Annotated in this window: 11 protein-coding genes and 1 riboswitch; of the genes, 6 read left to right on the top strand and 5 right to left on the bottom strand. The window is 59.8% G+C overall.

What is annotated here, in order from left to right; all coding sequences use genetic code 11:
* Window positions 1–161: 161 nt before the first annotated feature.
* Complete coding sequence (locus UB23_RS13685) at window positions 162–554, bottom strand: acyl-CoA thioesterase (RefSeq protein WP_045059851.1); 393 nt, start codon at window positions 552–554, stop codon at window positions 162–164.
* 198 nt (window positions 555–752) lie between these two features.
* A riboswitch (S-adenosyl-L-homocysteine riboswitch) is annotated at window positions 753–854 on the top strand.
* 23 nt (window positions 855–877) lie between these two features.
* On the opposite strand from UB23_RS13685, the gene ahcY reads away from it, so the two are divergent.
* From ahcY to UB23_RS13665, 4 genes are all read left to right on the top strand, one after another.
* Window positions 878–2,287 carry an adenosylhomocysteinase gene (gene ahcY, locus UB23_RS13680; protein WP_045059850.1) on the top strand — a complete coding sequence of 470 codons (1,410 nt, stop codon included), beginning with the start codon at window positions 878–880 and terminating at the stop codon, window positions 2,285–2,287.
* 179 nt (window positions 2,288–2,466) lie between these two features.
* Entirely contained in the window at window positions 2,467–3,312 is an 846-nt protein-coding gene (gene metF, locus UB23_RS13675; protein WP_045059849.1) for a methylenetetrahydrofolate reductase [NAD(P)H], read from the top strand.
* A 189-nt stretch (window positions 3,313–3,501) separates the two neighbouring features.
* Window positions 3,502–4,317 (top strand): substrate-binding periplasmic protein, encoded by an 816-nt coding sequence (locus tag UB23_RS13670; protein WP_045059848.1) that lies wholly within the window; start codon window positions 3,502–3,504, stop codon window positions 4,315–4,317.
* A gap of 223 nt (window positions 4,318–4,540) precedes the next feature.
* The gene (locus tag UB23_RS13665) at window positions 4,541–6,436 is read left to right on the top strand and encodes a DEAD/DEAH box helicase (protein WP_045059847.1); all 1,896 of its coding nucleotides are present in this window, start codon (window positions 4,541–4,543) and stop codon (window positions 6,434–6,436) included.
* 249 nt (window positions 6,437–6,685) lie between these two features.
* Here UB23_RS13665 and UB23_RS13660 read toward each other — a convergent pair whose 3' ends face one another.
* The 3 genes from UB23_RS13660 to UB23_RS13650 all read right to left on the bottom strand — a co-directional run bounded on the left by UB23_RS13660 (window position 6,686) and on the right by UB23_RS13650 (window position 9,958).
* Window positions 6,686–7,279: a YceI family protein gene (locus tag UB23_RS13660; RefSeq protein ID WP_045059846.1), complete on the bottom strand. Its 594-nt coding sequence runs from the start codon at window positions 7,277–7,279 to the stop codon at window positions 6,686–6,688.
* A 32-nt stretch (window positions 7,280–7,311) separates the two neighbouring features.
* Complete coding sequence (locus tag UB23_RS13655) at window positions 7,312–7,863, bottom strand: cytochrome b (RefSeq protein ID WP_045059845.1); 552 nt, start codon at window positions 7,861–7,863, stop codon at window positions 7,312–7,314.
* Window positions 7,864–8,206: 343 nt separating this feature from the next.
* Complete coding sequence (locus UB23_RS13650) at window positions 8,207–9,958, bottom strand: flavin monoamine oxidase family protein (RefSeq protein WP_045059844.1); 1,752 nt, start codon at window positions 9,956–9,958, stop codon at window positions 8,207–8,209.
* Window positions 9,959–10,180: 222 nt separating this feature from the next.
* On the opposite strand from UB23_RS13650, the gene UB23_RS13645 reads away from it, so the two are divergent.
* Window positions 10,181–11,587, top strand: coding sequence for an adenosylmethionine--8-amino-7-oxononanoate transaminase (locus tag UB23_RS13645; RefSeq protein WP_045059843.1), 1,407 nt, complete (start codon window positions 10,181–10,183; stop codon window positions 11,585–11,587).
* 155 nt (window positions 11,588–11,742) lie between these two features.
* Window positions 11,743–12,462 carry a 16S rRNA (uracil(1498)-N(3))-methyltransferase gene (locus tag UB23_RS13640; protein WP_045059842.1) on the top strand — a complete coding sequence of 240 codons (720 nt, stop codon included), beginning with the start codon at window positions 11,743–11,745 and terminating at the stop codon, window positions 12,460–12,462.
* A gap of 98 nt (window positions 12,463–12,560) precedes the next feature.
* On the opposite strand, the gene trhA is transcribed toward UB23_RS13640, so the two are convergent.
* Window positions 12,561–13,178, bottom strand: coding sequence for a PAQR family membrane homeostasis protein TrhA (gene trhA, locus UB23_RS13635; RefSeq protein ID WP_045059841.1), 618 nt, complete (start codon window positions 13,176–13,178; stop codon window positions 12,561–12,563).
* Window positions 13,179–13,331 lie beyond the last annotated feature (153 nt).

Below are 13,331 nucleotides of genomic sequence, written 5' to 3'. Positions count from 1 at the left end.
CCTGTGGGAGCCATGTGTGGAGCCTGTGGGAGCATCAATCTGTGGGAGCAAGGCTTGCCCGCGATGGGGTCATTAGCGACACCAGGAACCGAGATGAACTCGGATTTTTCCGGTGATGCTAGCGACGCCATCGCCGGCAAGCCGGCTCCCACGAACTCGTGTTACTCGTCCTGGAACTGATCTTTGACGTATTTGATTTCGGTCCGGCCGTGCGGCGCAGGCAAGCCGTCTTCGCCGAGGTTCACGAACACCATTTTCTCCACCGTCAGGATGCTCTTGCGCGTAATCTTGTTGCGCACTTCGCAGGTCAGGCTGATGGACGTGCGGCCAAACTCGGTGGCGGTAATGCCCAATTCAATGATGTCACCCTGGCGCGAGGCACTGACGAAGTTGATTTCCGAAATGTACTTGGTGACCACGCGCTGGTTGCCCAGCTGGACAATGGCGTAAATGGCCGCCTCTTCGTCGATCCAGCGCAACAGGCTGCCGCCGAACAGCGTGCCGTTGGGGTTGAGGTCTTCGGGTTTTACCCATTTGCGGGTGTGGAAATTCATATTCACTCCTGAGCGTCTTGCCGAATGATGGTTACCATCATGGCAGAGCCCGGGCTAGAGCTCTATTCGCCATCGACTATGGCATCGATTACCGTTCAGACATTGACCTGCAGAAAGGCTTTGGAAGATCAGCATAGCCCGCTATAATCGCCACCGTTTCAAAACGGTAAAGATCGTTTGCTACCGTTTTCCCGCCACCTGTCCGAGGGGCGCTGCAGCAGGTTCAACCTGTCAGGCTCGGATGGGGCGTTGCCTGGTCCCAGCGACCGGACACTAAACGCACAACGGCGCCCATTCGCATACATTACGAATGGAGGCTCTTCATGAGCGCTGTTATCACGCCTGCAGATTTTAACGATTACAAAGTTGCCGACATGTCCCTGGCCGCCTGGGGTCGTCGCGAAACCATCATCGCCGAATCGGAAATGCCGGCCCTGATGGGTCTGCGTCGCAAATACGCTGCCGAGCAGCCGCTCAAAGGCGCGAAGATCCTCGGCTGCATCCACATGACCATCCAGACTGCCGTGCTGATCGAAACCCTGGTTGCCCTGGGTGCCGAAGTGCGCTGGTCGTCCTGCAACATCTTCTCGACTCAGGATCAGGCCGCTGCTGCTATCGCCGCTGCCGGCATCGCGGTATACGCCTGGAAAGGCGAAACCGAAGAAGAGTACGAGTGGTGCCTTGAGCAAACCATCCTTAAAGATGGCGCGCCTTGGGATGCCAACATGATCCTCGACGATGGCGGCGACCTGACCGAGTTGCTGCACAAGAAATACCCGGCAATCCTGGACCGCGTCCATGGCGTCACCGAAGAGACCACCACCGGCGTTCACCGCCTGCTGGACATGCTGGCCAAGGGCGAACTGAAAATCCCGGCCATCAACGTCAACGACTCGGTCACCAAGAGCAAGAACGACAACAAGTACGGCTGCCGTCACAGCCTGAACGATGCGATCAAGCGTGGCACCGACCACCTGCTGTCGGGCAAGCAAGCACTGGTTATCGGCTACGGCGACGTCGGTAAGGGTTCGGCCCAGTCCCTGCGCCAGGAAGGCATGATCGTCAAGGTTTCCGAAGTCGATCCGATCTGCGCCATGCAAGCCTGCATGGATGGTTTCGAACTGGTTTCGCCATTCATCGACGGTATCAACAACGGTACTGAAGAGAGCATCGACAAAGCACTGCTGGGCAAGATCGACCTGATCGTGACCACCACCGGCAACGTCAATGTCTGCGACTCCAACATGCTAAAAGCCCTGAAGAAGCGCGCTGTTGTCTGCAACATCGGCCACTTCGACAACGAGATCGACACTGCTTTCATGCGCAAGAACTGGGCATGGGAAGAAGTGAAGCCGCAGGTGCACAAGATCCACCGCACCGGTCCTGGCGCATTCGATGCCCAGAACGATGACTACCTGATCCTGCTGGCTGAAGGCCGTCTGGTTAACCTGGGCAACGCCACAGGTCACCCAAGCCGCATCATGGACGGTTCGTTCGCCAACCAGGTTTTGGCACAGATCTTCCTGTTCGGCCAGAAATACGCCGACCTGTCGCCAGCCCAGAAAGCCGAGCGCCTGACCGTTGAAGTACTGCCCAAGAAACTCGACGAAGAAGTGGCTCTGGAAATGGTTCGCGGCTTCGGTGGTGTTGTGACGCAACTGACCAAGCAGCAGGCTGACTACATCGGCGTGACTGTTGAAGGTCCGTTCAAGCCGCACGCCTACCGCTACTGATCGGTCCTGCTCCGCTCCCCCATGGGGAGCGGTTTAATGCAGGCCTGTGGGAGCAAAGCTTGCTCGCGATGGCGTCGCCATGGTCTCACTGAAGACCGCAGCGTCTCTATCGCGAGCAAGCTTTGCTCCCACAGGGTGCACGGTGCCTTCCAGGCTTACGCGTTTCCAAGGATATGACCATGTCCCAAGACCGTCGCTACAGCTTCGAGTTCTTCCCTACGAAGACCGACGCTGGGCATGAAAAGCTGCTCGCCACTGCCCGCCAGCTGGCTACCTACAACCCTGATTTCTTCTCCTGCACCTACGGCGCAGGTGGCTCAACCCGTGATCGCACGATCAACACCGTGTTGCAGCTCGAAAGCGAAGTCAAAGTCCCTGCCGCCCCGCATTTGTCCTGCGTGGGTGACAGCAAGGACGATCTGCGCGGCCTGTTGACTCAGTACAAAGCGGCTGGCATTACCCGTATCGTCGCCTTGCGCGGCGACCTGCCCTCGGGAATGGGCATGGCCAGCGGCGAATTGCGTCACGCCAATGACCTGGTGGAATTCATTCGTGAAGAGACCGGCGATCATTTCCACATCGAAGTCGCCGCTTATCCGGAAATGCACCCGCAAGCGCGCAATTTCGAAGACGATCTCGCCAACTTCGTGCGCAAAGCCAACGCCGGCGCCGATAGCGCGATCACCCAGTACTTCTTCAACGCCGACAGCTACTTCTACTTCGTCGAGCGGGTGCGGGCATTGGGCGTTAACATCCCGATCGTGCCGGGCATCATGCCAATCACCAACTACAGCAAGCTGGCACGCTTCTCTGATGCCTGCGGTGCGGAAATTCCGCGCTGGATCCGCAAGCAGCTGGAAGCCTACGGCGACGACACCCGCAGCATTCAGGGCTTCGGTGAGCAAGTCATCACCGAGATGTGCGAGCGTCTGCTGCAGGGTGGCGCGCCAGGGTTGCACTTCTATACGTTGAACCAGGCCGAGCCGAGTCTGGCGGTGTGGAACAATTTGAAGTTGCCGCGCTAAGCAAAGAGCAAGATCAAAAGATCGCAGCCTTCGGCAGCTCCTACCGGGAATAAACAAACCCGGTGCAGGAGCTGCCGAAGGCTGCGATCTTTTGCTTTTAACGCCCTTTTTCTGTGCGCTAATCCACGGAGATAGAGCTTCTCCATGCAGTTTCTGGCTCTTTGCGGCTTCTCGTCGTAATCTCAGGCCATGCCTTTGATCTCACAGTTACTGACGGTGATTTTATTCACGTGCCTGAGCTTTACAGCCCGGGGCGAGAAACTGCGCATTGTCACCGAGCCCTGGGCACCTTACGTCTATGAAGAGAACGGCAAGGCGCTGGGGCTGGACTATGAAACCACCGCCATCGTCTTCAAGCGCCTGGGCATTGAAGTGCAGTGGCAGTTCCTGCCCTGGAAGCGCTGCCTGTCGATGCTCGAACAAGGCCAGGCCGATGGTGCGCTGGACATTTTTCACAGCGACGAACGCGACGCCACCCTGCTTTACCCCAGCGAACCCCTGTCGCAAGTACAGTTCGTGATGTTCTACGCCAACGACCGCCCGCACCCGTTCACCTCCCTGAACGCCCTGCGCGGCCTGACCATCGGCACCTCGCCGGGCTACCTGTACAGCACCGACTTCAGCCAATCGACGCTGTTTACCAGGGAGCCCGCACCCAGTCATGAAGCAAACTTCGGGAAACTGCTGCGCGGGCGCGTCGACCTGTTGATCACCGACCGCCGAGTGGGCCAGCACCTCCTGGATGAATTGGGCATTCGCGACAAGATCACTGAAAATCCGCTTATCATCAGTGAACAAAGCCAATTCCTCGCGGTGCGTCGCAGTGGCGGCATGGACTTGCTGGTGCAGCGGTTCGGCGCCGAGCTCAAGCGCTTTAAGCGCGAGCCTGCCTATGCCGAGCTGAGTGCCCGATATGGCGCGGGACCTGCCGTCGAAGTACCCGCAAACGGCCTGACTACCGTACGCGGCAAAACCGTTGAGCAGCAGGAAAGCGGCGCGCAGTGATTGCTCTGTTATACTCCGGCCTTCCCGCCAGGCTCACGCCCGGACGCTCGGACTTGTTCAAGGCATCTCGACCCCGCTACAGCGCAGCTTTTCAGCCCGCGCGAGCGCTCCAGACGAGCTTTTCAGACCCAGCAGGACCGGACGGGATTGCGTTCTTCTTAAACGCCATTCGCGCCAGGCAAGACTCCCATTGGGCCAAGCCCTAACTAAAACAGGATTACTCATGTCCTTTGCTTCCCTCGGTCTCTCCGAGGCTTTAGTCCGCGCCATCGAGGCGGCGGGCTATACCGAGCCTACTCCGGTGCAACAGCGGGCCATTCCCGCCGTGTTGCAAGGTCGCGACCTCATGGTTGCGGCACAGACAGGTACTGGTAAAACCGGTGGCTTCGCCCTTCCGATTCTGGAGCGGTTGTTCCCTAACGGTCACCCGGACAAATCCCAGCGTCACGGCCCGCGCCAACCGCGCGTACTGGTCCTGACCCCTACCCGTGAACTCGCGGCCCAGGTCCATGAGAGCTTCAAGGTCTATGCCCGTGACCTGAAGTTTGTCAGCGCCTGCATTTTCGGCGGCGTCGGCATGAACCCACAGGTTCAGGCCATGTCCCGTGGCGTTGATGTGCTGGTGGCCTGCCCTGGCCGCCTGCTCGACCTCGCCGGCCAAGGCAGCGTCGATTTGTCCCACGTGGAAATCCTCGTGCTGGACGAAGCAGACCGCATGCTCGACATGGGCTTTGTGCATGACGTGAAGAAGGTGCTGGCTCGCTTGCCAAGCAAACGTCAGAACCTGCTGTTCTCGGCGACCTTCTCCAAGGACATCACCGATCTCGCCGGCAAGCTGCTGCACAACCCGGAACGCATCGAAGTCACTCCGCCGAACACCACGGTCGAGCGCATCGAGCAACGCGTGTTCCGTCTGCCAGCCAACCACAAGCGTTCGCTGCTGGCGCACCTGATCACCGCAGGCGCCTGGGAACAGGTCCTGGTCTTCACCCGCACCAAGCACGGCGCCAACCGCCTGGCCGAGTACCTGGACAAGCACGGCCTCAGCGCCGTCGCCATCCACGGCAACAAGAGCCAGAACGCCCGCACCAAAGCCCTGGCCGATTTCAAGGCCGGTGAAGTGCGCATCCTGGTTGCCACCGACATCGCGGCTCGCGGCCTCGACATCGACCAGTTGCCACACGTGGTCAACTTCGAATTGCCGAACGTCGACGAAGATTACGTTCACCGTATCGGCCGTACTGGCCGTGCCGGTCGTTCGGGCGAGGCCATTTCGCTGGTGGCTCCGGACGAAGAAAAGCTGCTCAAAAGCATCGAGCGCATGACCAAGCAGAAAATCGCCGACGGCGACCTGATGGGCTTCGACTCCAGCGCTGTAGAGGCCGAGAAGCCTGAAGTGCGCGAGCGTCCGGATGTGCGTAACCCGCGCAACCCACGTGGCCCGCGCGGCGACGGTCCAAACGGCGGCGGTGGCGGTGGCGGCGGTCGTAAAGACAAGGGCAAGGACAAGGGCGGCAAGGAAAAACCTGCAACCACTGGCCGTGGCGATCGCCCGGCCCGTGAGCACAAGCCACGTGAAGGCACGCCAGCTCGCGAGCAACAGCGCCCGGCACCTCGTGCTTCCGCTGATCGCGCACCGGACGAGTTCCTGGACGACGACATCGATAACTTCGGTAATCGCGTCGACTACGTGCCGCAAGCCAAGCCGGCTCAGGGCCGTGGCCGTCGTCCAGGTGCTCCGGCACCGGGTGCGGCAGCCGGCGCAGGTGCCGGTGCCGGTGCCGGTGCACCGCGCAACGGCGGTAAGCCACAGGGTCGCCAGAGCGGTCCGCGCAGCAGCGACGGCGCCACCACTGGCACTCCGCCGGCCAAGCGCAGTGGCCCACGCAGCGGTGCTCCACGTGACGGTCAAGCCCGTCGCGAAGAAGGTCGCAATCGCCGTCCGGCGCGTGACGATCAGCCTCGCTCGGAACCAGCGGTGCAGAACCCGCGCGGCCCGGCACCGAAGATCATTCACAAGGAGTCGAAAACCGATCGTTTCCCGACACCTGAACAGCTTGATCAATTGCCAGGCCGTCCTCGCGGCGAAAAACCAGCGCTGCTGACTCGTAATCGCTGAGTTAACGCTGCAATAAAAAATGCCCCGGATCGCGAGATTCGGGGCATTTTTTCTGGCTAAAGCAAACCCTGTGGGAGCGGGCTTGCCCGCGATGGCGTCAGTCCTGCAGACATTGATATTGACTGACACGCTGCCATCGCGGGCAAGCCCGCTCCCACACTGGATTTCACCACCTGCGTAGATTGCGCCAGGCAATAAAAACGCCCCGGATCGCGAGATCGGGGGCGTTCTTTGTGTCAGCGGCGAATGTTATTTCGCTTTCACACCTTCAAACGAAATGTACAGCTCGACTGCATCGGACTTCGGACCCAGGTCTTTCTGCTTGCCGAAATCGGAACGCTTGATGCTGGTGGTGCCTTCGAAGCCGGCACGGTAGCCGCCCCATGGGTCCTTGCCTTCACCCAGGAAAGTGGCCTTGACCACGATTGGCTTGGTCACGCCAGCCAGAGTCAGGTCGCCCGCGACATCAGCAGTTTCCTGACCAGCAGCGTTTTTGCCGGTGGATTTGACGCTGGTGGAAACAAAGGTCGCCTTGCCGAATTTGCTGGCGTTCAGGAAGTCGGCGCTGGCGATGTGCTTGTCACGTTCAGCGTGGTTGGTGAATACGCTGGCGGTGTTTACATTGAACTCGATCTTGCTGTCTTCAGGCTTGGCCGCATCGAAGCTGAACTTGCCGTCGATGTCCTTGAAGGTACCTGTGATGAAGCTATAGCCCAGGTGGCTGATCTTGAAGTCGACGAAGGCGTGCTGGCCTTCCTTGTCCACGGTGTAGTCGGCCGCCATTACGTTGGCGGACAGCAGCGCGGAACCGATTGCCAGAGCGGCGAGAGTCTTTTTCAACATGCTTTCTATTCCTTTGGAGTCGAGGTTGAACATCAGGCTTTGCGGCCGAGCATTCGCTTAAGGGTCGCATCACGATCGATAAAGTGGTGCTTCAATGCTGCCAACGCATGAAGGCCGGAAAAAATGACCAGCGCCCATGCCAGGTAGAAATGAATCAAACCGGCGGTATCTGCCTGGTCCGGTAGCCCGGAGACCAGTGCAGGCACTTCAAACAATCCAAACACCGGAATCCCGACACCGTCTGCGGTGGAAATCAGGTAACCGGCAATCATCACAGCGAACAAACCAAGGTACAGGAACGAGTGGCCAAACTTGGCGCCAAGGCGCGTCATGCGGCTGTAGCTTTCCAGGGTAGGCGGCGGTGGGCTGACGAAACGCCAAAGCACCCGCAGCAACATCACGGCGAACAGCACCAGGCCAATGCTCTTGTGCAGCTCCGGCGCGTCTTTGCGCCAGGTGCTGTAGTAGTCCAGGTCGATCATCCACAAGCCCAGCGCAAACAATCCAAAGACTGCCAGTGCCACACTCCAGTGCAAGAAGACGCTGATCCAACCGTAGCGCGAAGAAGAGTTACGTAGCTGCATTGCCCAAATCCTGTGAGAACTGCGACCAAGACTATCGACTTATCTATCGAATTAAAGCGGAAAATTTTGCTTTGAAATATCGAGAAATACGATCAAGAGTGTGAGACGGATGAGTTAAGGAAAGATTAAAGTCCAAAGCGTGGCGGGATGTTAGTGGCGGACCGGAAATTAAGTGGTCATCGTGAAGACGCTTTCGCGGGCAAGCCCGCTCCCACAGGAGATGCGTAAACCGAGAAATCACGTACGACACAAAACCCTGTGGGATCGGGCTTGCCCGCGACGGCGATAGTGCGGGCAAAAAAAAGCGCGGCCATTGAGCCGCGCTTCTGTTCAACAGCAAATTTTACTGAGCCTTGGTCTCAGTGGTTGCTGCCGGTTTGGCCGCTGGCTTCCTGGCCGGTTCAGCCTTTTTTGCCGGGGCTTTGGCCGGCGCTTTTTTTGTCTCGGCCTTGGCTGCCGGCTTCTTCGCCGGGGCCTTTTTAACCGGCTCGGCTTTCACCGGTGCCGCAGGCTTCGGCGCTTCAACCGGAGCAGGCGCAGGCGCTGGTACCGGCGCCGGGGTTGGGGCAACCGGAGCGACGGGGGCTGGCGCCTTTACAGGTTCCGGCTTCTTCTCATCATCCGAACCACCAAACAGGTTGGTGAAGAAGTTGCCCTTCTTCGCCGCAACCGCGCCTGCCGCCGCAGCAGCCGCCACTGGTACAACCTTCGCTGGCTCAAACGACTTGCCTGCCGCCAGGTCTTCAACCTGGCCGGCCGCGCGCTGACCGGTGCGCAATGCGCCTTCCAGCGTGCCTGGGTACAAGGTGTCGGTGTGTTCGCCAGCGAAAGCTACACGCTGCAGCGGGCGCTCCCACAGGCGCCAGTATTTGCTGATCTGGCCAGGACCAAAGGCCAGGTAAGCGCCACCCATGGAAGGGTCGGTGCTGTAGCGGCGGATTTCATAGCCGGTGAACGAGCCGCGGGCCTGGGGGTAAAAAGCGTGCAGGCGAATCAGCACCTGATCGGCCATCTGCTTGTCGCCGAAGGCCTGCATCACGCGGGCGTTGTCGCCGGACAGGTTGATCACCACATTGGCGCCGCCCTTCAGCGCCGGCTCGACCCACAACATGCCAAGGCCAGTGTTGCTGTAGATCTCGCCGGACATGCGCGCCTTGCTTTCCCACACAGGCGTCTTGAACTTCAACATGATCTGGTCGCGCCAACCGTAGTTGGTGCCCTTGATCGCGCCCAGGTGCTGGGCATCCAGTGCGGGGGTCAGCTGGATCTTGTTCAGTGCGCGCAATGGCACAGCCACCACGACGTAGTCAGCCTGATAGCCAACGCTGCCGACCTTGACGGTCACGCCATCCTTGTCCTGGACGATCGCCGACACCGGCGAGCTGGTCTTGATGGTCTTCAGTTGCTTGACGAATGCCTGTGCCAGCACCGGGCTGCCACCGATCAGGCGCGAGGCGCGCAAGTCACGGTCGGAAACGCCCAGGTAAACGCGGCTCTGCTGCGCGAAGTACAGCAGTGACAGGCGCGACGGTTCGTCGTAGCGGGTACGAATCTGCTGGTTGATCAGCTGACGGGCCGTGGCAGGCAGTGTCAGGCGGTCGAGCCAGTTGGAGACGTTGATCTGGTCGAGGGCGTGCAGCGTGTTGTTCGCTGCCGGGTTCTGCGGGTCTTCGATCGAGCGGGCCAGGTCGTCAACGGTCTTCTCGTAGCGTTTGAGCGCTTCGGCAGTCGTCGGGTCCTTGATCGCCAGGTCGGCAGCGCTGTAATACACGCCATCGATCAGGTAGCTCGGGGTGCGCACGAACTCCGGAGCCGGCGTGGTGCCAAGCTTGAACGTCGATACGTACTTGTTCAGCACCGGCTGGGTCTTGTCGTTGCCGATCCACTCACTGGTGGCCATGCCGGAGCGACCTCCCAGGCTCGGCTTGGCTTCCAGCAGGGTGACCTGCCAGCCTTTGTTCTGCAGCTCGTAAGCCGCCGTCAGGCCGGACAGCCCGCCGCCGATCACGATCGCTGTTTTATCCTTGGCCAGCGCAGATACGCTGAACAGGCCCAACATCACCAGCGCACAGGCGCGCAGCCAACCAGCAGACATTCAGCGAACTCCGGAAATACACGAGGAAAAATCAGTTTTGCGAGTCAGACGACTCAAGGAATGGCGAAGAATACGTCAGCCATCAAATGGCCGCCAGCGACGTCTATCGCCCCATCCAATGTAGCTCAATTGACCCAATGGGTTGTTCCAGGGCCAGTCATTGCATAGGCTTGCGCGATTGCAGGTCCGCGTTTGTCACGGACTGCCTCGAGGAGACTGAATATGGGCCTGAATAATCAGTGGATGCAACGCGATCTCGCGGTGCTGTGGCATCCCTGCACCCAGATGAAAGACCACGAACAGCTGCCGCTGATCCCGATCAAGCGCGGGGAAGGCGTATGGCTTGAAGACTTCGAAGGCAAACGCTACCTCGACGCCGTCAGCTCCTGGTGGGTCAACGTGTTTGGCCACGCCAACCCGCGCATCAACCAGCGCATCAAGGATCAGGTCGACCAGCTCGAACACGTTATCCTCGCCGGTTTCAGCCACCAGCCAGTGATCGAGCTGTCCGAGCGCCTGGTGCAGATGACGCCGGAAGGCCTGACCCGGTGCTTCTATGCCGATAACGGTTCGTCTTGCATCGAAGTCGCGCTGAAAATGAGCTTTCACTACTGGCTCAACCGCGGTCAGCCGAACAAAAAACGATTTGTCACCCTCACCAACAGCTACCACGGCGAAACCATGGCGGCGATGTCGGTTGGCGATGTGCCGCTGTTCACCGAAACCTACAAGGCGCTGCTGCTCGACACCATCAAGGTGCCGAGCCCGGATTGCTACCTGCGCCCTGAAGGCATGAGCTGGGAGGAGCATTCGCGCAACATGTTCGCGGCCATGGAACAGACCCTGGCCGAACATCACGACACGGTTGCGGCAGTGATTGTCGAGCCCCTGATCCAGGGCGCCGGCGGCATGCGCATGTACCACCCGGTATACCTCAAGCTGTTGCGTGAGGCCTGTGATCGCTATGGCGTGCACCTGATCCACGACGAAATCGCCGTCGGCTTCGGCCGTACCGGCACGATGTTCGCCTGCGAACAGGCAGGCATCCGCCCAGACTTCCTGTGCCTGTCCAAGGCCCTCACCGGCGGCTATCTGCCGCTGGCGGCCTGCGTCACTACTGACGATGTCTACAGCGCCTTCTACGACGACTACCCGACCCTGCGCGCCTTCCTGCACTCCCACAGCTACACCGGCAACCCGCTGGCCTGTGCGGCGGCGCTGGCGACCCTGGATATTTTCGAAGAAGACAACGTCATCGAGAACAACAAGGCCCTGGCCCAACGCATGGCCTCCTCCACCGCGCACCTGGCCGACCATCCGAACGTCTCGGAAGTACGCCAGACCGGCATGGTACTGGCGATCGAGATGGTCAAGGACAAGGCCACCAAAGAAGCCTATCCGTGGCAGGAGCGACGCGGCCTGAAAGTGTTCCAGCATGCGCTGGAACGCGGGGCCCTGCTGCGGCCTTTGGGCAGCGTGGTGTACTTCCTGCCGCCGTACGTGATCACGCCTGATCAGATAGACTTTCTGGCTGAAGTGGCCAGCGAAGGGATCGACATTGCAACGCGCGACAGCGTCAGTGTGTCAGTGCCGGAAAACTTTCACCCGGGATTCCGCGATCCGGGTTGATTGGCCCGAAAATGAAAGCACTGTGGGAGCGAGCCTGCTCGCGATAGCAATCGGTCAGCCAGCACTCATCGCGAATGCGAGACCGAATCGCGAGCAGGCTCGCTCCCACAGAAGGCACCACCTTTTATGATTCACTCCCTTTCCAGAGAACCCGCATGAGACTGTCCCGCTTCTTTATCGACGCCCCCCTGAGCACCGGTGAGCACGAGCTGCCCGAGGCCCAGGCGCACTACATCAGCCGCGTGCTGCGCATGGCCGAAGGTGATGCGTTGCAGCTGTTCGACGGCTCGGGACAAGAGTTCCGCGCCCGGCTGGTAGAGGTCGGCAAGAAGCGCGTGGTGGTGCAGATCGATGAGAGTTTCGCCGGGCAGGTCGAATCCCCCTTGCAGATCCACCTCGGCCAGGGTTTGTCCCGTGGCGAGCGTATGGACTGGGCGATCCAGAAAGCCACTGAACTGGGCGTGAGCGAGATCACCCCGATCTTCAGCGACCGTTGTGAAGTGCGCCTCAAGGACGAACGTGCCGACAAACGCCTGATGCACTGGCGCCAGGTGGCAATCAGTGCCTGTGAGCAATGCGGACGGTCGAGGGTCCCGGTGATTCATCCGCCGCAGTTATTGGCTGATTGGCTCAAGCAGACTGAAGCGCAGCTGAAGCTGGTGCTGCATCCGGTGGCCGAGCCGTTGCTGAGTCACGCCAAGCCCGCCACGCTGGCATTTCTGATCGGGCCAGAAGGCGGGCTGTCGGATGCCGAGGTTGATCAGGCCAAGGGCGCAGGCTTTCACGCGGCACGGCTTGGCCCGCGAGTGTTGCGGACTGAGACGGCGCCGGTTGTGGCGCTGGCCGTGGCTCAGCAGCTTTGGGGGGATTTCTAGATCAAAAGATCAAAAGATCAAAAGATCGCAGCCTGCGGCAGCTCCTACAGGGGATCATATTTCCCTGTAGGAGCTTCTGAGATCTGTTGATCCGTTGTTCAAAGCACGTAAAAGAAAATCGCCACAAAGTGCAGCAAGCTTCCCGCGATCACAAACAAATGCCAGATCCCATGCGCATGCCGCAGCCGGTGGTCCAGCGCAAAAAAGACGATCCCCACGGTGTACAACACCCCGCCCGATGCCAGCCAGGCAAACCCTGTCGAACCCAGCGCGGCTAACAATGGCTTGACCGCCACCAGCACGATCCAGCCCATCACCGCGTAAATCACGATAGACAGCACCCGCGCTTCCGACCGCGGTTTGATCTCCTGCAGGATGCCAATCAGCGCCAACCCCCAGACGATCCCGAACAAGGTCCAGCCCCAGGGACCGCGCAGCGTGACCAGGCAAAACGGCGTGTAGCTGCCGGCGATCAACAGATAGATCGAAAAGTGATCGACCTTCTGCATAATCGCTTTCTTGCGTCCCCGCACGCTGTGGTAAACGGTCGAGGCGCTGTACAGCACCAGCAAGGTGAAACCATAGATCGCCACACTGACGATTTTCCACGGACTGCCGTCCATACTGGCAATCACCAGCATCCATACCACGCCGACAAAGGCCGCCACCGCCCCCACCAGATGCGTCCAGGCGTTGAGTTTTTCCCCGTGATACATGTATTGCCTACCTCAAAACCCATTACGACAGTGCGCAAGGCTCCGGCTTGAAGCCTGAAAACGCAACGCTTCAGACCGCATCATTCGCATTAAAAATCCGCTGGCGGCATCACTACACATCGTTGCAGGAGCGTTCGGCGACATCCAGGAGCC

The organism is Pseudomonas sp. ES3-33, from assembly GCF_000952175.1.
In the GTDB taxonomy this organism is placed as follows: domain Bacteria; phylum Pseudomonadota; class Gammaproteobacteria; order Pseudomonadales; family Pseudomonadaceae; genus Aquipseudomonas; species Aquipseudomonas gregormendelii.
This window is presented reverse-complemented; position numbering and strand designations above follow the sequence as displayed.

Coding starts and splice junctions, on each gene's coding strand:
- UB23_RS13685 (WP_045059851.1), bottom strand. CDS start 554: ATGAATTTCCACACCCGCAAATGGGTAAAACCCGAAGACCTCAACCCC.
- ahcY (WP_045059850.1), top strand. CDS start 878: ATGAGCGCTGTTATCACGCCTGCAGATTTTAACGATTACAAAGTTGCC.
- metF (WP_045059849.1), top strand. CDS start 2,467: ATGTCCCAAGACCGTCGCTACAGCTTCGAGTTCTTCCCTACGAAGACC.
- UB23_RS13670 (WP_045059848.1), top strand. CDS start 3,502: ATGCCTTTGATCTCACAGTTACTGACGGTGATTTTATTCACGTGCCTG.
- UB23_RS13665 (WP_045059847.1), top strand. CDS start 4,541: ATGTCCTTTGCTTCCCTCGGTCTCTCCGAGGCTTTAGTCCGCGCCATC.
- UB23_RS13660 (WP_045059846.1), bottom strand. CDS start 7,279: ATGTTGAAAAAGACTCTCGCCGCTCTGGCAATCGGTTCCGCGCTGCTG.
- UB23_RS13655 (WP_045059845.1), bottom strand. CDS start 7,863: ATGCAGCTACGTAACTCTTCTTCGCGCTACGGTTGGATCAGCGTCTTC.
- UB23_RS13650 (WP_045059844.1), bottom strand. CDS start 9,958: ATGTCTGCTGGTTGGCTGCGCGCCTGTGCGCTGGTGATGTTGGGCCTG.
- UB23_RS13645 (WP_045059843.1), top strand. CDS start 10,181: ATGGGCCTGAATAATCAGTGGATGCAACGCGATCTCGCGGTGCTGTGG.
- UB23_RS13640 (WP_045059842.1), top strand. CDS start 11,743: ATGAGACTGTCCCGCTTCTTTATCGACGCCCCCCTGAGCACCGGTGAG.
- trhA (WP_045059841.1), bottom strand. CDS start 13,178: ATGTATCACGGGGAAAAACTCAACGCCTGGACGCATCTGGTGGGGGCG.